Source organism: Streptomyces cinerochromogenes (assembly GCF_014648635.1).
GTDB lineage: Bacteria > Actinomycetota > Actinomycetes > Streptomycetales > Streptomycetaceae > Streptomyces > Streptomyces cinerochromogenes.
Genome location: NZ_BMRM01000014.1, coordinates 204,007 through 222,593 on the forward strand (window position 1 = coordinate 204,007; position 18,587 = coordinate 222,593).

General features: G+C 72.8%; 16 protein-coding genes. 7 read left to right on the plus strand and 9 right to left on the minus strand.

Annotated features, from left to right (window positions below; genetic code table 11):
• The first annotated feature begins 57 nt into the window (after positions 1-57).
• Positions 58-633 (plus strand): DinB family protein, encoded by a 576-nt coding sequence (locus IEZ20_RS26360; RefSeq protein WP_189303074.1) that lies wholly within the window; start codon positions 58-60, stop codon positions 631-633.
• On the opposite strand, the gene IEZ20_RS26365 is transcribed toward IEZ20_RS26360, so the two are convergent.
• Positions 630-2,270 (minus strand): ABC-F family ATP-binding cassette domain-containing protein, encoded by a 1,641-nt coding sequence (locus IEZ20_RS26365; RefSeq protein WP_189303077.1) that lies wholly within the window; start codon positions 2,268-2,270, stop codon positions 630-632. The genes IEZ20_RS26360 and IEZ20_RS26365 overlap by 4 nt on opposite strands.
• 170 nt (positions 2,271-2,440) lie before the next feature.
• Here IEZ20_RS26365 and IEZ20_RS26370 point away from each other — a divergent pair, with 170 nt between their 5' ends.
• Complete coding sequence (locus IEZ20_RS26370) at positions 2,441-3,355, plus strand: FAD-dependent oxidoreductase (RefSeq protein ID WP_189303231.1); 915 nt, start codon at positions 2,441-2,443, stop codon at positions 3,353-3,355.
• Positions 3,356-3,515: 160 nt separating this feature from the next.
• Here the strand turns inward: IEZ20_RS26370 and IEZ20_RS26375 are convergent, their stop codons facing one another.
• The gene (locus tag IEZ20_RS26375) at positions 3,516-5,459 is read right to left on the minus strand and encodes a Xaa-Pro dipeptidyl-peptidase (RefSeq protein WP_189303079.1); all 1,944 of its coding nucleotides are present in this window, start codon (positions 5,457-5,459) and stop codon (positions 3,516-3,518) included.
• A 177-nt stretch (positions 5,460-5,636) separates the two neighbouring features.
• Between IEZ20_RS26375 and IEZ20_RS26380 the strand changes: the two genes are divergently transcribed.
• On the plus strand, positions 5,637-7,124 hold the full coding sequence (locus tag IEZ20_RS26380) for a M1 family metallopeptidase (protein WP_189303081.1): 1,488 nt from the start codon (positions 5,637-5,639) through the stop codon (positions 7,122-7,124).
• Positions 7,125-7,205: 81 nt separating this feature from the next.
• Here the strand turns inward: IEZ20_RS26380 and IEZ20_RS26385 are convergent, their stop codons facing one another.
• Genes IEZ20_RS26385 through IEZ20_RS26395 form a run of 3 tightly spaced genes read right to left on the minus strand, consistent with a single transcriptional unit; the run spans position 7,206 to position 10,117 of the window.
• A complete protein-coding gene (locus IEZ20_RS26385) occupies positions 7,206-8,123 on the minus strand; it encodes an adenosine kinase (RefSeq protein WP_189303083.1) in 918 nt (305 codons plus the stop codon).
• Positions 8,120-8,608 carry a macro domain-containing protein gene (locus IEZ20_RS26390; RefSeq protein WP_189303085.1) on the minus strand — a complete coding sequence of 163 codons (489 nt, stop codon included), beginning with the start codon at positions 8,606-8,608 and terminating at the stop codon, positions 8,120-8,122. Before IEZ20_RS26390 ends, IEZ20_RS26385 begins: the two co-directional genes overlap by 4 nt.
• 42 nt (positions 8,609-8,650) lie before the next feature.
• Positions 8,651-10,117 (minus strand): amino acid permease, encoded by a 1,467-nt coding sequence (locus IEZ20_RS26395; RefSeq protein ID WP_189303087.1) that lies wholly within the window; start codon positions 10,115-10,117, stop codon positions 8,651-8,653.
• Between the two features lie 220 nt (positions 10,118-10,337).
• Between IEZ20_RS26395 and IEZ20_RS26400 the strand changes: the two genes are divergently transcribed.
• A complete protein-coding gene (locus tag IEZ20_RS26400; protein ID WP_189303089.1) occupies positions 10,338-11,045 on the plus strand; it encodes a MerR family transcriptional regulator in 708 nt (235 codons plus the stop codon).
• On the opposite strand, the gene IEZ20_RS26405 is transcribed toward IEZ20_RS26400, so the two are convergent.
• The 3 genes from IEZ20_RS26405 to IEZ20_RS26415 are packed head-to-tail and all read right to left on the minus strand — an operon-like array spanning position 11,031 to position 15,715.
• Positions 11,031-13,214, minus strand: a complete 2,184-nt coding sequence (locus tag IEZ20_RS26405; RefSeq protein ID WP_189303091.1) for a 3-hydroxyacyl-CoA dehydrogenase NAD-binding domain-containing protein — start codon at positions 13,212-13,214, stop codon at positions 11,031-11,033. The genes IEZ20_RS26400 and IEZ20_RS26405 overlap by 15 nt on opposite strands.
• Before the next feature lie 47 nt (positions 13,215-13,261).
• Positions 13,262-14,476 (minus strand): acetyl-CoA C-acetyltransferase, encoded by a 1,215-nt coding sequence (locus IEZ20_RS26410; protein ID WP_189303093.1) that lies wholly within the window; start codon positions 14,474-14,476, stop codon positions 13,262-13,264.
• A 42-nt stretch (positions 14,477-14,518) separates the two neighbouring features.
• On the minus strand, positions 14,519-15,715 hold the full coding sequence (locus IEZ20_RS26415) for a CaiB/BaiF CoA transferase family protein (protein WP_229896275.1): 1,197 nt from the start codon (positions 15,713-15,715) through the stop codon (positions 14,519-14,521).
• 333 nt (positions 15,716-16,048) lie between these two features.
• On the opposite strand from IEZ20_RS26415, the gene IEZ20_RS26420 reads away from it, so the two are divergent.
• On the plus strand, positions 16,049-17,227 hold the full coding sequence (locus tag IEZ20_RS26420) for a saccharopine dehydrogenase family protein (RefSeq protein WP_189303096.1): 1,179 nt from the start codon (positions 16,049-16,051) through the stop codon (positions 17,225-17,227).
• Positions 17,228-17,321: 94 nt separating this feature from the next.
• Positions 17,322-17,510 carry a hypothetical protein gene (locus tag IEZ20_RS26425; RefSeq protein WP_189303098.1) on the plus strand — a complete coding sequence of 63 codons (189 nt, stop codon included), beginning with the start codon at positions 17,322-17,324 and terminating at the stop codon, positions 17,508-17,510.
• Here the strand turns inward: IEZ20_RS26425 and IEZ20_RS26430 are convergent.
• A complete protein-coding gene (locus tag IEZ20_RS26430) occupies positions 17,474-18,217 on the minus strand; it encodes an endonuclease V (protein ID WP_189303100.1) in 744 nt (247 codons plus the stop codon). The genes IEZ20_RS26425 and IEZ20_RS26430 overlap by 37 nt on opposite strands.
• A gap of 60 nt (positions 18,218-18,277) precedes the next feature.
• Between IEZ20_RS26430 and IEZ20_RS26435 the strand changes: the two genes are divergently transcribed.
• Entirely contained in the window at positions 18,278-18,574 is a 297-nt protein-coding gene (locus IEZ20_RS26435; RefSeq protein ID WP_189303102.1) for a YciI family protein, read from the plus strand.
• The last annotated feature ends 13 nt before the right edge of the window (positions 18,575-18,587 follow it).

The window sequence follows — 18,587 nt, forward strand, 5'->3', positions numbered from 1 at the left end:
CCCGCGGCCCCCGCGAAATCCGGTGGACACGGGTCAGCCGCTCGTCAGACTCGTCGCATGACCGGATCAGATCCCAAAGCCGACCTTCAGGTGTATCTCCAGGACGCGCGTGACGTGCTGCTCTGGAAGCTCGACGGCCTGCCGGAGTACGACATCCGTCGTCCCCTGACGCCCACGGGCACCAACCTGCTGGGCCTCGTGAAGCACCTCACGGGCGCCGAGGCGCTGTACTTCGGCCGGACCTTCGGCCGGCCCTTCCCCGGCACACCGCTGTGGATCACGGGTGACGCCGAACCGGACTCGGACCTGTGGGCGCGGGCCGACGAGACCCGCGAGGACATCGTCGGCCGGTACCGGCAGGCGTGTGCCCACGCGGACGAGACCATCGCCGCGCTGCCCCTGGACGCGGTCGGCCGGACACCCGGCGCGCCGGGTGACACCACGCTGCACCGGGTGCTGACCCACATGGTCGCCGAGACCCAGCGGCACGCCGGGCACGCGGACATCGTGCGCGAACTCGTCGACGGTGCGGTGGGACAGCGCCCCGACGGCCTCAACGTGGCGCCCCGCGACCCGGAACACCTCGCCCGGGTCGAGCGGGCAGCGAAGGAGGCCGCCGCCCGCGTCGGCTAACGCTCCGTCACCTTTCCGTCCGCCACCTCCAGACGCCGGGTCACCCGGACCGCGTCCAGCATGCGGCGGTCGTGGGTGACCAGGAGCAGGGTGCCCGTGTAGGCGTCGAGGGCCGACTCCAGCTGTTCGATGGCCGGCAGGTCGAGGTGGTTCGTCGGCTCGTCCAGGACGAGGAGGTTGACGCCCCGGCCCTGGAGCAGGGCGAGCGCGGCGCGGGTGCGCTCGCCCGGGGAGAGGGTCGCGGCCGGCCGCAGCACATGGCCGGCCTTCAGCCCGAACTTCGCCAGCAGGGTGCGCACCTCGGCCGGTTCGGTGTCGGGGACGGCCGCGCAGAAGGCGTCGAGCAGGGTCTCGGGGCCGTGGAACAGCTTGCGGGCCTGGTCGACCTCGCCGATGAGCACCCCGGAGCCGAGGGCCGCGTGACCGGAGTCCAGCGGGACCCTGCCCAGCAGCGCGCCGAGCAGCGTGGACTTCCCGGCGCCGTTGGCCCCGGTGACGGCGATCCGGTCCGCCCAGCCGACCTGGAGCGACACCGGTCCGAGACGGAAGTCGCCGCGCAGCACCTCGGCGTCCCGCAGCGTCGCCACGACCGCGCCGGAACGCGGGACGGACGCGATCTCCATCCGCAGCTCCCACTCCTTGCGCGGTTCCTCGACCACCTCCAGGCGTTCGATCATGCGCTGGGTCTGCCGGGCCTTCGCGGCCTGCTTCTCGCTGGCCTCGCTGCGGAACTTGCGGCCGATCTTGTCGTTGTCGTTGCCCGCCTTGCGCCGGGCGTTCTTCACGCCCTTGTCCATCCAGGTCCGCTGCATCTGGGCGCGGTCCTGGAGGGCGGCCCTCTTGTCGGCGTACTCCTCGTACTCCTCGCGGGCGTGCCGGCGGGCTACGTCCCGCTCCTCCAGGTATCCCTCGTAGCCGCCGCCGTAGAGGTTGATCCGCCGCTGAGCGAGGTCGAGTTCGAGCACCTTGGTGACCGTGCGGGTGAGGAATTCGCGGTCGTGGCTGACGACGACCGTGCCCGCGCGCAGGCCGGTGACGAACCGCTCCAACCGCTCCAGGCCGTCGAGGTCCAGGTCGTTGGTGGGCTCGTCCAGGAGGAAGACGTCGTAGCGGGACAGCAGCAGGGAGGCGAGGCCGGCCCGGGCCGCCTGCCCGCCGGAGAGGGCGGTCATCGGGTGGTCCAGGCCGACGGCCAGGCCGAGGGAGTCGGCGACCTCCTCCGCCCGCTCGTCCAGGTCGGCGCCGCCCAGGCCGAGCCACCGCTCCAGGGCGGCGGCGTAGGCGTCGTCGGCGCCGGGCGCGCCGTCGACCAGCGCCTGGGTGGTCTCGTCCATGACGCGCTGGGCCTCGGCGACCCCGGTGCGGCGGGCCAGGAACTCCCGGACGGTCTCGCCCGGCCGGCGCTCCGGCTCCTGGGGCAGATGGCCGACGGTCGCGGCCGGCGGGGAGAGCCGGAGTTCGCCCTGCTCGGGCGGGGTGAGGCCGGCGAGCATCCGCAGCAGGGTCGACTTGCCCGCGCCGTTGGCGCCGACCAGCCCGATCACATCGCCGGGCGCGACGACCAGGTCGAGCCCGGAGAACAGGGCGCGGTCACCGTGCCCGGCGGCGAGGTTCTTGGCAACGAGGGTGGCAGTCATCAGGACGTCGATCCTAGTGGCGGCGCGGCCGCGCTCCCTCCTGCTGTCCGCCGTCCGCGGGCACCGGCCGTACGCCGTCCGCCGGTACCGGCCGTACGCCGTCCCCGGCCTGCCGGAGACGGCCGTGCAGGGCCTATCGTCCTGGCGTGGACAGTGAGCCGAGGGACGAAGTGATCGTGGTCGGAGGCGGGATCGCCGGGCTGACGACGGCCGTGCTGCTGGCCGAGGCGGGGCGGCGGGTGCGGGTGTGGGCGCGGGAGCCGGCCGAGCGGACGACCTCGGCGGTCGCCGGCGGCCTGTGGTGGCCGTACCGCATCGAACCGGAACCCCTCGCGGGCGCGTGGGCGCTGGCCTCCCTCGGTGTCTACGCGGAGCTGGCGGACCGCCCGGAGGAGACGGGGGTGCGCCTGGTCGAGGGCGTGCACCACGGGACCCGGCTGGACGGGCTGGGCGCGTGGGCGGGCCGGGTGCCGGGGCTGCGCGCGGTGGCCGAGGGGCTGGCGGCGCGGCTGCCGGTGATCGACATGCCGGTACATCTGGCCTGGCTGCGGGAGCGGCTGGGGAAGGCGGGAGGGACGGTGGAGGTCCGCGAGGTGGCCGACCTGGCCGCCGTACCCGCCGCCGTGGTGGTCAACTGCACGGGCCTCGGTGCCCGCTCCCTGGTGCCGGACCCCGCGGTGCGTCCGGTGCGCGGTCAGCTGGTCGTGGTGGAGAACCCCGGCGTCACCGGCTGGTACACCGCCGTCGACCACTCCTCGGCCGCCTCCACGTACTTCATCCCGCAGCCGGACCGGCTGCTGCTGGGCGGCACCGCCGAGGAGGACGACTGGTCCCTGGAGCCGGACCCGGCCACCGCCGCGGCGATCATCGCCCGCTGCGCGGCCGTCCGCCCGGAGATCGCCGGCGCGCGGGTGCTGGCCCACCGGGTGGGCCTGCGACCCGCCCGCGCGGCGGTACGCCTGGACCGACAGCCCCTGCCGGACGGCCGCGTACTGGTCCACAACTACGGCCATGGCGGCGCCGGCATCACGGTGGCCTGGGGCTGCGCCAGGGAGGCGTCCGCCCTGGCGTTCCCGGCCCGCTGACATCCGCCGGACGTCCGTCCCGGCCTTCCCGGCCCCCTGACCATCCGTCCAGGAATGCGGGGCGGTGCCGGTATGCGGCTCGGCCGCATGGGCGCCACCGGGCCGTGACGGACGGCGGCGGCCGGACGCCGCCGTCGGCCGCCGCCGGACACGGTGGTCCTCAGCCTGCCGGCACGTGCTGGAGACGCGGTGCCGGGACGCCCTTCAGGACCGTCGGCCCGGGGGCCGCCGCGTGGCCGGACGTGGCGCGGGTGAACGCTGCCGCGCCGCCCACCAGCGGGACCTTCGCGGTCGTACGGGAGAGGTCGACGGTGAGGGTCGGCCGGGTGGACGGAGGATCGATGAGGTCCTTGTCCGTACCGGCGACGATCAGTGCCAGGCGGTGCCCCGCGGGGACGACGTGGTCGGTGGCCGCGAGGTCCAGGGTGATGGTGTACGCGCGGCCCGGGGTGAGCGGGACACCGTCCGCCGGCCAGGCGTGGTGGCCGAGGTCGGCCCAGCCGCGGCTGACCACGGTGTAGCCGACGGCGGCCGTCTTCGCCCGGGTCTCCTTGAAGCAGGCGCTGTCCCCGGCCGTGCTCTCGCCCCAGCAGGTGCGGTCGGTGAGGGTGGTGATGCCCTCGGCCCGGTCGGCGTAGTCGCGGATGGTGTCGGGGCCGACGTCGACCAGGACGGCGGACAGGTGGGCGGAGGCGGTCGTCGGGGTCGCGGTGACCGTCACCGTGGAGGAGCCGGCGAGGCGCAGGTCACGGGTGAGCGGGGCGGTGAGGAAGCCGGCCTTCTCCGGTGTGGACGTGGTGAGGTGCGCGGCCCAGTCGGTCTCGCTCAGCGCCGGGTCGTCCGTGAAGCTCTCGGTGCCCGCGGCCGGTCGCCGGCCGAGCGTGCCGACGCCGGCCTGACTGCCGGAGGCCGGGTGCAGGACGGCGGTGCCGGTACCGTGCGGGGGCCAGGCTGCGGAGGTGACCCACTGGTCGGGGTGGCGTTCGATGTCGGCCATCGGCTCGCGGTCGATGCCGTTGTCGTAGCCGAGGAGTTCGTGGTCGAACCAGCGGTGCAGCGTGTCGACCCAGGCCCCGCGCCGGTAGTCGAACGGGTCGACGTGACCGGTCTGGGACAGCCAGATCTTGCGCTCCACGCCGTTGCGGGCGAGCGCGTCCCACCACGGGCCGACGTGCTGGGTGCGGACGTTGAGGTCCTGCATGCCGTGCACCAGGAACACGCTGGCGCGCACCTTCGCCGCGTCCTTGACGTAGTCCCGCTCGGTCCACAGCGGCGTCCAGTCGCCGCTGCGCGGGCTGCCGTCGGCGAGCTTCTGCCGGACGGCCGCGCAGTGGGCCTGCGCGTCCGCGCTCTCGACGTAGCCGGCCAGTTCGTCGGGGCCGCCGTCGTAGAGCGGGGCGCCCTCGGCGAAGTAGTAGTCGTACCAGGAGGAGATGGCGCTGATCGGGACGATCGTCCTCAGCCCTCTGACGCCGGTCGCGGCGACGCCGTTGGCGATGGTGCCGTCCCAGCTCTTGCCGATCATGCCGGTACGGCCGTTGGTCCAGCCGGCCTTCACCGGGGTGCCGCCGGTGCGGCTGGTGTAGGCCCTGCCGCGGCCGTTCAGCCAGTCGACGACGGCCTTGGCGGACTGGATGTCGGAGCGGCCGCCGACGTCGACGCAGCCGTCGGAGCGGTTGGTGCCGGCGAGGTCGACGCCGACGAAGGCGTAGCCGCGGGGCACGAAGTAGTTGTCGTAGAAGAGCGGCATCTGCACGACACGGCCCTGTGCGTCGTACGTCTTGCGCTGGCTCTCGTTGCCGCGTCCGCAGCAGGAGTAGTAGGGGCTGGCGTCCATGATGACCGGCACCTTGCGGCCCTGCCGGGCCGGTTCGGCGGGGCGGACGATGTCGGCGGCGACGCGGTCGGTCCTGCCGTCGCCGTCCTCGTCGAGGCCGGTGTCCACCCAGACGGACTCGCGGACGGCGTCGGCGTAGGAGTAGACGGGTCTGCTCTCCCGGGGCGCGGCCTGGGCGGCGGCCGGGGTCATGAAGACGGCCGTCAGGGCGGCCGCGGCGGCGGTCACGAGCGTTCTCCGGATCGTGGAGCGCATGCGTTTCGGCATGCGCGGACGGTACTGCTGCCAAGTCCCGGAAAGAAGAGGGCTTTCCGGGGCGCGTGTCGGCTGAATGGCGATCGTGTGACAGCAGTGGCCATGGACAGGTCGGAGACCACGGGGACTGAATAGGCTCCGAGCAGTGTTCTCCGAACGGACTTGCAGTCCTGACGACTTGGAGCTGACGTGCACCGCAGAATGATCGCGCCGGGCGCACTGGCGGCGGCCTCCGTCCTGCTGGCGATCCCGGCATCGGCCGCGAGCTACTCCCCCGGCACACCGGGCATCGGCGACCCCTACTACCCGTACTACGGCAATGGCGGCTACGACGTCTCCCATTACGACCTGAGGCTGCGGTACCAGCCGAAGACGGACGAGTTGCAGGGCACCGCGACGATCCTGGCGAAGACCACGCAGGACCTGTCCCGCTTCGACCTGGACTTCCTGCTGGACGTGAGCGAGGTCCGGGTCAACGGCGCCGAGGCGTCCTTCACGACGTCCGGCGAGCACGAACTGGTCGTCACCCCGAAGACACCTCTGGCCAAGGGCACCCAGATCACGGTGGTGGTCCGCTACAGCGGCGTGCCGTCGGCGAAGAGCGCCTACGGCTTCACCTCCTGGCACCGCACGCCCGACGGGGGCGTGGCCGCCAACGAGCCCGAGGCCGCCTGGTGGTGGTTCCCGAGCAACGACCACCCGACGGACAAGGCCACCTACGACGTGTCGGTGGCCGTGCCGGACGGCACCCAGGCCCTCTCCAACGGCACGCTCCAGTCGACCGCTTCGAAGCTGGGCTGGACCCGCTACAACTGGCGGCAGAACAAGCCGCAGGCCACCTACCTGGCCACGCTGGCGCTGGGGAAGTTCGACATCACCACCGGCACCTCCGACGGCGGGGTGCCCGTCGTCAACGCCTACAGCAAGGACCTCGGCGACACCGACGGGGCCGCGCGGGCCAGCGTGGAGCGCACCGGGGAGATCGTGGACTGGCTGAGCGGCTACTTCGGGCCCTATCCGTTCAGCACCGCGGGCGGCTATGTGCCCAACACCACCACCGGGTACGCCCTGGAGACGCAGACCCGGGTCTACTACAGCCCGAGGCAGTTCGCGAACGGCTCCAACACCTCCGTGGTCGTGCACGAGCTGGCCCACCAGTGGTACGGCGACTACGTGTCGCTGAAGGGCTGGAAGGACATCTGGATCAACGAGGGGTTCGCCCGGTACGCGCAGTGGCTGTGGTCCGAGCACGAGGGCGAGGGCACGGCGCAGGAACTCGCCGACTACGTGTACGCCTCGCACCCGGCCGACGACGCCTTCTGGACCGTGAAGCCGGGTGACCCGGGTCCGGACGAGCAGTTCGCCAGCGCTGTCTACGACCGGGGCGCCCTCGCCATCCAGGAGCTGCGCAACGAGATCGGTGACGACGCGTTCTTCGCCGTCCTGAAGGGCTGGCCGAAGGAGCACGCCTACGGCAACGCCTCGGTGGCCGACTTCCAGAAGTACGCCGAACAGGTGTCCGGCAAGCCGCTGTCCGCGCTGTTCGACACCTGGCTGTTCCAGCCGGAGAAGCCGGCCGCGCCGTCGGTCCGCGCCCTGGTGAAGACGGGGACGGCGGTGGCGCAGCCGAAGTCCTGGAAGAAGATCGAGGCGACGAACGAGGTGCACGGGCACTGACCGGCCGAGGGCGCCGGTGCCGGGGCCCCTCGGTCGCCCGGTGCCTCGGCGGTCCCGGTGCCTCGGCGCGGTCCCGGTGCCTCAGCGGCCGGCTGCGGCCGCCCGCCGCAGCAGCTCGTCCCGGCCTATCGCGTCCGCGCGGGCGGCCGGGACGGTGCACGCGTAGGCACCCGCGATCGCGCCGTACCGGGCGCACCGCTCGGGTGGCTCGCCGCTGAGCCGGCCGTAGAGGAACGCGGCGGCGAAGGCGTCGCCCGCGCCGTTGGAGTCGACCACCGGCGCGGGCGGGTCCGCCGCCGGTATCCGGGTCAGCTCCCCGTCGGCGAGCAGATGGGCGCCCTCCGCGCCCGCGGTGGCGACGACGGTCCTCGCCCGGCCCCGTTCGGCGATGCGCCGCATGGTCCGCTCGGGGTCGGTGAGGGCTGCGGCCGACAGGAAGACGACGTCGGCCGCGTACGCGAACGGCTCGTGGTACGGGTTCTCGCCGTCCCAGTCGTGCAGGTCGGTGGAGAGCGGTACGCCGGTCTCCCGCAGGACGGGCAGGGCGTGGGCGCACGGCTGGGTGATCGTCACGTGCACGTGCCGCCTCGTCGCGGCCAGTGCGCGCAGGGTCGACTCGGGGAAGCGGTCGTCGGGGTGGGCGCGGCTGGTGTCGTAGAGCGACAGGCGGCGGCCGTCCGGGCCGACGAGGTTGACGGCCCGCTTGGTGCCGGCGGGCTGCGGGAGCGCGGTGAGGGCGATGCCGTGCTCGGCGTGCAGGGCGCGGACGAGGTCGCCCTCGGGGTCGTCACCGAGCAGGTCGAGGTGGTGGGTGCGCAGGCCGAGCGCGGCCAGCCCCAGGGCGACGAAGTCCCCGGTCTGTCCCGCGCGCGTGCGGATCCCGGAGTCGATCATGTAACTGTCCGCGTAGGGCAGGGGCAGCTCGGGGACGTGGACGATCGTGTCCACGCCGGCCCCGCCCAGCACCAGCACCTCGGCCTCGTCCGCCTGCCCGCTCATCCGCCGCCCTCCCCGTGGTCGTACACCGTCACGGCGATCCCTCGCTTGACGAGCCTCTCGGTGATGAGCGGCTCCACGCGGGACCATCTGCCGCCCGCCAGGCCGCAGCCTATGCGGGGCATGTGCACGGACGCGCCGAGTTCGATCACTTCGGCGGCGAGGCGGTCGAGGGCGGTGTCGATCGCCTCGTAGCGCACGGGGACGCCCTTGCTGCCCGTTCTGGTCCCCCGCTGGCCGATCATGTTGGCCACCCGGACGTCCGGGCCGACCCGCACCAGTTGGACCGCGCCCAGGCCGAAGTCGTTCCGCGCGCGGTCGCGGTACCAGGCGCGGTACGCCGCCTCCGGCTCCGGCCAGCGTCGGGACAGGGCCAGCACGAAGCCCTTCCCCCAGCCGCCGACGTCGTTGCAGACGTGCGCGATCACCTTGGCGCCCTTCGCCGACGGCGCGGTGGCGTCACCTCGGACATATGTGATCTCCGACATGACGCCACCGTAGGCGATGCCACTGACAGTGGCGCTGAGCTGCTACTTCGTCAGCCGGGCCAGTTCCTGGTCGGGGTTCTGCGACACCCGGCGGCGCACGCCGAACCAGCCGGCGACCAGCATGACGGCGATCACCGGGATCAGCAGGACGGTCTTCCGGCCGACCTCGGGGTCGTTCCACATCATGCCGAGGCAGACGAACAGGAACACGATCGTGGCGATCTCCGTGACCGGGCTGAACTTCAGCTGGAAGTGCGGCCGGGTCGCCAGTCCCGCGCGGGCACGGCGGACGAAGATCATGTGGCAGATCATGATGATCACCCAGGTGCTGATGATGCCGAGGGAGGCGACGTTCAGCACGATCTCGAAGGCCTGGCTGGGCACGAGGTAGTTCAGGCCGACACCGAGCACACAGACCGCGCAGGTCAGCAGGATGCCGCCGTAGGGCACCTGGCTGCGGTTCATGCGGGCGGTGAACTTCGGCGCCGAACCGGCCATGGCCATCGAGCGCAGGATGCGGCCCGTGGAGTACAGGCCGGAGTTGAGCGAGGACATGGCGGCGGTCAGCACGACCAGGTTCATCACGTCACCGGCCGCCGGCACACCGATCTTGGACAGCACGGTCACGAACGGGCTCTGGTCGGCGGAGTACACCGAACCGGGCAGCAGCAGGGCGAGCAGCACGACCGAGCCGACGTAGAACAGGCCCACCCGCCACATGATCGAGTTCACCGCGCGCGGGACGACCTTCTCCGGCTCGGCGGTCTCGCCGGCGGCGACGCCGACCAGCTCCAGGGCGGCGTAGGCGAAGATCACGCCCTGCATGACCAGGACGACCGGCATCACACCGTGCGGGAAGACGCCGCCGTTGTCGGTGATGACGCTCAGGCCGGGGGTGTGGCCGCCGACCTTGTGCTGGGTGGCGAGCAGGAAGATGCTGATCAGCATGAAGCCCACGATGGTGGCGACCTTGATGATCGCGAACCAGAACTCCATCTCGCCGAAGATCTTCACCGAGATCAGGTTCACGGCCAGGACCACCGCGAGGGCGATCAGGGCGAGCACCCACTGGGGAATGCTGGTGAACATCGACCAGTAGTGCGTGTAGAGCGCGATCGCGGTGATGTCGGCGATGCCGGTGGTCGACCAGTTCAGGAAGTACATCCAGCCGGCGACGTAGGCGCCCTTCTCGCCGAGGAACTCGCGCGCGTACGACACGAAGGAACCGGAGGACGGCCGGTACAGGACCAGCTCGCCCAGGGCCCGGACGACGAAGAAGGCGAAGACGCCGCAGACCAGGTAGGCCAGGGCGAGCGCCGGTCCGGCGTTGTGCAGGCGGCCGCCGGCGCCCAGGAGGAGTCCGGTGCCGATGGCGCCACCGATGGCGATCATGTTGACGTGGCGGGCCTTGAGGTCCTTGCTGTAACCGGCGTCGCCCGCGTCCGCGGGCGTCTGGGCCACCTGGGGGTGGGTGGTGGCCGGTGCCGATTCCACGGCTTCCTTGCTCACGGGTGGTTCCATTCCTGGTGCGCCCGGACCTCGTGGGCCCGGGGTTCGTGCAGGTCTTGGCCCGCACCACCCTCGTGTTGCGGCACAGACCAAGGCAGCAGTTTCCCAGAGGGATCAGCCGGTACGCGGTGGCCCACGTCACAGAGCGGTTCTTCTCACATGACCGTCACGGGCTCCCTCCGGGTTTCACACCATTGGTGAGACAGCGATACTGCTGCACATGACGACCGGTACCGAGGAGACGCCCCTCACCATCGACGAGCTGGCCGCGCGGGCGGGCGTCACCGTCCGCACCGTCCGTTTCTACGGCAGCAAGGGGCTGCTCCCGCCGCCGGTGCTGGGCCCGCGCAGGGTGGGGCACTACGGCCCCGGGCACCTGGCGCGGCTGGCGCTGATCGAGGAGCTGCAGCAGCAGGGCATGACGCTGGCGGGGATCGAGCGGTATCTGCGGCAGCTGCCGGCGGACCTCGCCCCGCACGATCTGGCCATCCACCGCGCGGTGGTCGCCTCCTGGGCTCCGGAGACGGTGGAGACGGTGTCGCGCCGGGAGCTGGAGCGGCGGGCGGGCCGGCCGCTCGGCGAGGAGGACGTGGAGCGGCTCGCCGCGATGAACGTCGTCGTCCCCGCCGGCGGGGACGACTTCCGGGTGGACGCCGGACTGCTCCGGCTCGGCGTCCAGCTGCTGGACGTGCCGCTGTCGCAGGAGGCGATCCTCGCGGCGCGCAAGGTGCTCGTGGAGCACTCGCGCGCCGCGGCTCACGAACTCTCCCAGCTCTTGCGCGGCGAGGTGGAGGAGCGGGACGCCCGGGACGTGAAGTCCCTGTCGGCGCACATGCACCCCTTGGTGGTGCAGGCGCTGCTGACCACCTTCCAGCGCTCGCTGCGGGAGGAGCTGAGCGAGTGGCTCACCGGCTCAGGAGCGGGCTGAGTCGCTGAACGGCTCCCCCTTCTCCGCCTTCGCCACGAGCAGCGCGGGCGGGGTGAACCGCTCGCCGTACCGCTCGGCCAGCTCGCGCGCGCGGGCCACGAACCCGGGCAGGCCCCCTTCGTAGCCGTTGATGTACTGGAGCACACCGCCGGTCCAGCCGGGGAAGCCGATGCCGAAGATCGAGCCGATGTTGGCGTCGGCGACGGAGGTGAGGACGCCCTCCTCCAGGAGGCGTACGGTGTCGAGCGCCTCGGCGAAGAGCATGCGCTCCTGCATGTCCCGGAAGGGGATCTCGTACCCGGGCTTCGTGAAGTGCTCGCGCAGGCCCGGCCAGAGCCCGGCCCGCTTGCCGTCGTCGGTGTAGTCGTAGAACCCGGCGCCTCCGCTGCGGCCGGTGCGGCCGAACTCGTCCACCATGCGGTCGATGACCGCCTCCGCGGGGTGCGTCGTCCAGGTGCCGCCGGACTCCTCGACGGCCCTGCGCGACTCGTTCCGGATCTTGCGCGGCAGGGTGAGGGTCAGTTCGTCCATGAGGGAGAGCACCTTGGCCGGGTAGCCGGCCTGGGCGGCGGCCTGCTCCACGGAGGCGGGCTCGACGCCCTCGCCGACCATGGCGACGCCCTCGTTGATGAAGTGGCCGATCACCCGGGAGGTGAAGAAGCCGCGCGAGTCGTTGACGACGATCGGCGTCTTGTTGATCTGCCGTACCAGGTCGAAGGCGCGCGCGAGCGCCTCGTCGCCGGTGCGCTCGCCCTTGATGATCTCGACCAGCGGCATCTTGTCGACCGGCGAGAAGAAGTGCAGCCCGATGAAGTCGGCCTGGCGCTGCACGCCCTCGGCGAGCGTGGTGATGGGCAGCGTGGAGGTGTTGGAGCACAGCAGCGCGTCGGGAGCGACGACCTGCTCGATCTCCTGGAACACCTTGTGCTTGAGGGCGGTGTCCTCGAACACGGCCTCGATGACCGCGTCGCAGCCGGCGAGGTCGGCCGCCTCGGCGGTGGGGGTGATCCGGGCCAGCAGCGCGTCCGCCTTCTCCTGGCTGGTGCGGCCCCGGGCGACGGCCTTGGCGCACAGCTTCTCCGAGTAGCCCTTGCCCTTGACGGCCGCCTCCAGGGAGACGTCCTTGAGGACGACGTCGATGCCCGCGCGGGCGCACGCGTAGGCGATGCCGGCGCCCATCATCCCGGCGCCGAGGACGGCCGCCTTGCGGACCTGGCGGGGCTCGACGCCCTTCGGGCGGTTGGCGCCGGAGTTGACCGCCTGGAGGTCGAAGAAGAACGCCTGGATCATGTTCTTCGAGGTCTGTCCGGCGGCCAGCTCCACGAAGTAGCGGGCCTCGATGACCTGGGCGGTCTCGAAGTCGACCTGGGAACCCTCGACGGCGGCCGCCAGGATGTTGCGCGGCGCCGGGTAGGGGGCGCCGTTCGTCTGCTTGCGCAGGTTGGCCGGGAAGGCGGGCAGGTTCGCGGCGAACTTCGGGTTGGCCGGGGTGCCGCCGGGGATCCTGTAGCCCGGCTTGTCCCAGGGCTGCTGGGACTCGGGGTGGGCGTCGATGAAGGCTCGGGCCTTGGCGAGGAGTTCCTCGGGGGTGGCGGCGACCTCGTGGACGAGGCCGTTCTCCTGGGCGCGCCGCGCGTTGTACTGCTGGCCCTGGAGCAGCACCTTCAGCAGGGCGTCCGCGATGCCCAGCAGCCGGACGGTGCGGACGACACCGCCGCCGCCGGGGAGCAGGCCGAGGGTGACCTCGGGGCAGCCGATCTTGGTGCCGGAGGTGTCCAGGGCGACCCGGTGGTGGCAGGCGAGGGCCAGTTCGAAGCCGCCGCCGAGGGCCGCGCCGTTGATGGCGGCGACGACCGGCTTGCCGAGGGTCTCGATGCGGCGCAGGTTCCGCTTGATGGCGAGTCCGCCGTCGAACAGCTCCTGTGCGGTCTCGGGCGTGACCCGGATCAGGTCGCGCAGGTCGCCGCCGGCGAAGAAGGTCTTCTTCGCCGAGGTGAGGATGACGCCGCGGATCGAGTCCCGCTCGGCCTCCAGCCGGTCGGTGATCGCGGCGAGGGAGTCGCGGAACGCCTGGTTCATGGTGTTCGCGGACTGGTTCGGGTCGTCCAGGACGAGGGTGACGACACCGGTGTCGTCCTGCTCCCAGCGGATGGTGGTGCTCTCGGTCATGACAGTCGTCTCCGTTGAGGTCTGCGGTCGCTTTGTCCGCGGGGAGTTCAGATGCGCTCGACGATGGTGGCGATGCCCATGCCGCCGCCGACGCAGAGCGTGGCGAGGCCGTAGCGCTTGTCCTGGCGCTCCAGTTCGTCGATGAGCGAGCCGAGGATCATGGCGCCGGTGGCGCCGAGCGGGTGGCCGAGGGCGATGGCGCCGCCGTTGACGTTGACCTTGTCCAGGCTGAGGCCCATGTCCTTCACGAAGCGCAGCACGACCGCCGCGAACGCCTCGTTGATCTCGACCAGGTCGATGTCGTCGATGGTGAGCCCGGCCTTCGCCAGGGCCTTGCGGGTGGCGGGGGCGGGGCCGGTCAGCATGATGGTCGGCTCGGAGCCGGAGACGGCCGCGGAGACGATCCGCGCGCGCGGGGTGAGGCCGTGGCGCTCGCCGACCTCCCTGGAGCCGATCGCGACGAGCGAGGCGCCGTCCACGATGCCGGAGGAGTTGCCCGCGTGGTGGACGTGGTCGATCTTCTCCACCCAGTGGTACTTCTGCAGTGCGACCGCGTCGAAGCCGCCCAGGTCGCCGATGTCCGCGAAGGACGGCTTCAGCTTGGCGAGGGAGTCGGCGGTGGTGCCGGGGCGCAGGTGCTCGTCGTGGTCGAGGACGACCAGGCCGCTGCGGTCCTTGACGGGGACCACCGAGCGGTCGAAGCGGCCCTCCTTCCAGGCGGTGGCGGCGCGCTCCTGGGACAGGGCCGCGTACTCGTCCACGTCCCGGCGGGAGAAGCCCTCGATGGTGGCGATCAGGTCGGCGCCGATGCCCTGCGGCACGAAGTTGACGGCGAGGTTGGTCATCGGGTCGTTGAACCAGGCGCCGCCGTCCGAGGCCATGGGGACCCGGGACATGGACTCGACACCGCCCGCGAGGACCAGGTCCTCCCAGCCCGAACGCACCTTGGCGGCGGCCAGGTTGACGGCCTCCAGGCCGGAGGCACAGAAGCGGTTCTCCTGCACGCCCGCGACGGTGTCCGGGAGTCCGGCGGCGATGGCGGCGATCCGGGCGATGTCGGAGCCCTGGTCGCCGACGGGGCCGACGACACCGAGCACGATGTCGTCGATCGCGGCCGGGTCCAGGCCGGGGAAGCGGTCGCGGATCTCGTGGATGAGGCCGACGACCAGGTCGATGGGCTTCGTGCCGTGCAGGGCGCCGTTCGCCTTGCCGCGGCCGCGCGGGGTGCGGATCGCGTCGTACACGTACGCTTCGGTGCTCACTGGGGTGCCTTTCGGGAGGGTGGGCCGAGCGGGTGGGCGGGGTCAGCCGCCGTCGGTGACCAGGTCGTCGGGGTCCTCGCGGCCACCGGGACCGCCGGGGCCGTCGGCCGGGTGTGCCGGTGTCCCCCAGTCCCGGGCGACCGCCGCCGTGTCCGCGCCGGGCCGGGCGGGGCCGCTGCGGATGGCGGTGGGGGTCGCGGAGAAACGGGGGGCGGGTGCGGGCTGGGTGATGCCGCCGTGGTCGGTGAAGGTGCCGCGGGCGGCCAGGTGCGGGTGGGCGGGGGCCTCGCGCAGACTCAGCACGGGGGCCACGCAGGCGTCGGTGCCCTCGAAGACGGCCGTCCACTCGTCCCGGGTGCGGGACTTGAAGGCGGCGGCGATCCGGTCGCGCAGTTCGCCCCAGCGGGTCCAGTCCTTGCGGGCGGAGGCGAGGTCGTCCAGGCCGAGCAGGTGCAGGAACTCGGTGTAGAACTTGCCTTCCAGGGCGCCCACCGCCATGTACCGGCCGTCGGCGGTCTCGTAGGTGCCGTAGTAGGGGCAGCCGCCGTCCAGGAGGTTGGCGGCGCGGCGGTCCTGCCAGCCGCCGGCGGCGAGCATGCCGTGGATCATCGTGGACAGGTGGGCGGTGCCGTCCACGATGGCCGCGTCGACCACCTGGCCGGTGCCGGTCGCGCGCGCGTGGTGCAGGGCGGCGAGGACGCCGACGACCAGGTAGAGGGAGCCGCCCGCGTAGTCCCCGAGGAGGTTGGCGGGCACCGCCGGGGGTTCGTCGGGGCGGCCGATCATGCCGAGGGTGCCGGTGAGCGCGATGTAGGCGATGTCGTGGCCGGCGCGGTGGGCGAGCGGGCCGTCCTGGCCCCAGCCGGTCATCCGGCCGTAGACCAGGCGGGGGTTGCGGGCGTGGCAGTCGGCGGGGCCGATCCCGAGCCGCTCGGCGACGCCGGGGCGGTAGCCCTCGACGAGGATGTCGGCGCGCTCGGCGAGGTCCAGGACGCGTGCGGGGCCGTCCGGTGCCTTCAGGTCGACCACGACCGAGCGTTTGTTGCGGTTGGTGACGTCCTGGGCCGGGGGGACCGCGAGGTCCGTGCCGCCCGGGCGGTCCACCCGGACCACGTCGGCCCCCAGGTCGGCCAGGAGCATCGCGGCGAACGGGCCCGGCCCGATGCCGGCCAGCTCGACCACGCGCACGCCCGAGAGCGGGCCGTTGCCCGGCGTCGGCGGCGTCCCTGCCGTTGTCATCGTCCAGCCCCCAGGCCTGTGTGACAGCAATGATGTAACACCGGTGATGCTAAGAACGCGTTCCACCGGACACAAGACCTGAACGAGCAAGCGCTTAGCCAAGTGCCCGGAGCGCCGATCATCACCCGACCGAGTGATCCCCGCCCGCCGGGGCACCGCGGGCCGTGCGCCGCGCGCGGGCTGTCTCCCGCTTCTTCAGGCCATTCCTGGCTACGGCCACCGCTGCCTCCGGGCTGGTCGTCGGGCTCCGCTCCCCTCACGCTAGCCTCGGCCACCCACAGCGGCGCGGCTGCACGACGGGCCGCGCACGCGCCGCACGTACCCAGGGGTGTCATGGGCAGGATGAGCGGGACGGACCGTCCCTACGACCTCGTGCTCTTCGGAGCCACCGGCTTCGTCGGCACGCTCACGGCCCGCTATCTGGCCGCGCACGCGCCGCGGGACCTGCGCTGGGCGGTGGCCGGACGCGACCCGGGGCGGCTGGAGCGGCTGCGCGAGAGCCTGCCCGGCGGCGCGGACGTCGGTGTCCTGCGCGCCGACGCGGCCGAACCGGCCACCCTGCGCGCCCTCGCCGAGCACGCGCGCGTGGTCGCCACGACCGTGGGGCCGTACGTGCGCTACGGCGAGGACCTCGTCGCCGCCTGCGCCGACACCGGGGCCGACTATCTGGACCTCACCGGCGAGCCGGAGTTCGTGGACCTGATGTACGTCCGGCACGACGCACGCGCGCGTGAGACGGGCGCCCGCCTGGTGCACGCCTGCGGCTTCGACTCCGTACCGCACGACCTGGGCGTGTACTTCACGGTCCGGCAGCTCCCCGAGGGCGTGCCGCTGACCGTGGACGGCTATGTGTCCGTCGACGCGGCGTTCTCCGGTGGCACCCTCGCCTCGGCGCTGACCCAGGTGGCCCGCGGACGGCGGATGCTGGCCGCCGCGCGCGAGCGGGCCCGGCACGAGCCGCGGCTGCCGGACCGCCGGGTGAGGGCCGTGGCGGGCGCGCCGCGGTTCGCCGGCGAGGTCGGCGCGTGGGCACTGCCGCTGCCCACCCTCGACCCGCAGATCGTGCGCCGTTCGGCGCGGGCGCTGGAGCGGTACGGCCCGGACTTCCGGTACCGGCACCACGCCGCCGTGCGCCGCCTGCCGGTCGCCCTCGGCGGGATCGCCGCGGTCGGCGCGGCGGCGGCCGCGGCCCAGCTGCCGCCCGCGCGGCGCTGGCTGTCGGACCGGCTCAAGCCGGGCGACGGGCCGAGCGAGCAGAAGCGGGCGAGGAGCTGGTTCACCGTGCGGTTCGTCGGCGAGGGCGGCGGACGGCGGGTGTACACCGAGGTCGCGGGCGGCGACCCCGGGTACGACGAGACGGCGAAGATGTTCGCCGAGGCGGCCCTGTGCCTGGCCTTCGACGACCTTCCGCCGTCGGCCGGGCAGGTCACCACGGCGCAGGCGATGGGCGACGCCCTGACCGAACGGCTGTGTGCCGCGGGCATCACCTTCCGGGTGGCGGCACGGCGCTGACCGGCGCCCGCCCGCTCCAGGGCCCGGCCCGGCCGGGCGCGTGCCTGAGACGATGGCAGCTCATGCCGGACGAGGCCGAGGAGGCGGAGCGGACGTGAAGTTCGTGCTCGAAGTGACCGTGGAGGACGGCGCGGTGGCGCAGGACCGGGTGGCCGAACTGGAGCGCATCCTGCGGTACTGGGGTGGCAATCTGCGCCATTACGCCCTCGAACCCGGTGCGGGGTCGCCCGTGTACGACTCGGCGTATCAGGAGGTCGGCGCCTGGCGCGTCGTGGAGTCCTGAGCCCCGTCGCCGGTCAGCCCCTGTGCCGCCTCGCGGAGTGCGCGCCGGCACAGGGCGTCCGCCCGCCGCGTGGTCTCCGGCAGCCGGAACCGCGGGGTCAGCGCGAGCGTGTGCGCCAGCGCGTTGCCGAGACTCACCCGGTGGCCGACCGAGACGAACACCGGCTTGACGCCGTCCCGGGTGCGCAGGGCGCGCCCGACCTCCTCGGCCCCGGCGAGCAGCGGCGCGGAACTGCCCCGGGCCGGCCCGGGGTCGTCGTAGGTGAACGTGAACGGGTTCTTGGCGACGCCGACGGTGGGCAGGTCCGTGAGCACGCCCAGGTGGCTCGCCAGGCCGAAACGGCGCGGGTGGGCCAGGCCGTAACCGTCGCAGACGACCAGGCCGGGCGGGCACGGCAGCCGGTCCAGGGCGGCGCGGACGGTCGGGATCTCCCGGAAGGCGAGGAGCCCGGGCACGTACGGGAAGGAGACCCGGCCGACGGCCGTCGCCTCGGCGACGACGTCCAGGGTGGCGGCGTCCAGCACCACGGCCGCGGCCGCGACCAGGTCCAGGCCGTCGTCGTAGGCGACGTCGACTCCGGTGACCCGGCCCGTCCCCGGCGGGGGACCGGGCTCGTCCAGCACCACCCGCCCGCGCAGCTCGTCCTGGACGGCGCGGGCCTCTTCCTCGGTCGCGGGCCAGCCCGCGGGTACGCCAACGATCGTCATGCCGGGTGACTGTACGGGCCCGGCGCGGGCGGCCGGCCCGCCGGGGGTAGGCTCATGATCATGTTCGTACTGGAGCTGACCTACACCGCGCCGCTCGACGCCGTGGACGCCGTTCTCCCGGACCACGTCGCCTGGCTGGAGGAGCAGTACGAGAAGGGCTTCTTCCTGGCCTCGGGACGCAAGAACCCCCGCGACGGCGGGGTGATCCTCGCCGTCGCGGGGGACCGCGCCCGCATCGAGGAGCTCGTCGCGACCGACCCGTTCGCGGTCGCCGGCGTGTGCGCCTACCGCATCACCGAGTTCATCGCGACGAAGACCTCCCCCGAGCTGGCGCGTCACCGGCAGACCCTCGGCTGAGCCGAGGGGACCG

Bases quoted from the DNA above. Each gene is read 5' to 3' on its own strand.
- IEZ20_RS26365 (WP_189303077.1), bottom strand. From the start codon at position 2,270: ATGACTGCCACCCTCGTTGCCAAGAACCTCGCCGCCGGGCACGGTGAC.
- IEZ20_RS26430 (WP_189303100.1), bottom strand. From the start codon at position 18,217: ATGACGATCGTTGGCGTACCCGCGGGCTGGCCCGCGACCGAGGAAGAG.
- IEZ20_RS26415 (WP_229896275.1), bottom strand. From the start codon at position 15,715: ATGACAACGGCAGGGACGCCGCCGACGCCGGGCAACGGCCCGCTCTCG.
- IEZ20_RS26375 (WP_189303079.1), bottom strand. From the start codon at position 5,459: ATGCCGAAACGCATGCGCTCCACGATCCGGAGAACGCTCGTGACCGCC.
- IEZ20_RS26390 (WP_189303085.1), bottom strand. From the start codon at position 8,608: ATGTCGGAGATCACATATGTCCGAGGTGACGCCACCGCGCCGTCGGCG.
- IEZ20_RS26405 (WP_189303091.1), bottom strand. From the start codon at position 13,214: ATGACCGAGAGCACCACCATCCGCTGGGAGCAGGACGACACCGGTGTC.
- IEZ20_RS26385 (WP_189303083.1), bottom strand. From the start codon at position 8,123: ATGAGCGGGCAGGCGGACGAGGCCGAGGTGCTGGTGCTGGGCGGGGCC.
- IEZ20_RS26435 (WP_189303102.1), top strand. From the start codon at position 18,278: ATGTTCGTACTGGAGCTGACCTACACCGCGCCGCTCGACGCCGTGGAC.
- IEZ20_RS26420 (WP_189303096.1), top strand. From the start codon at position 16,049: ATGGGCAGGATGAGCGGGACGGACCGTCCCTACGACCTCGTGCTCTTC.
- IEZ20_RS26400 (WP_189303089.1), top strand. From the start codon at position 10,338: ATGACGACCGGTACCGAGGAGACGCCCCTCACCATCGACGAGCTGGCC.
- IEZ20_RS26360 (WP_189303074.1), top strand. From the start codon at position 58: ATGACCGGATCAGATCCCAAAGCCGACCTTCAGGTGTATCTCCAGGAC.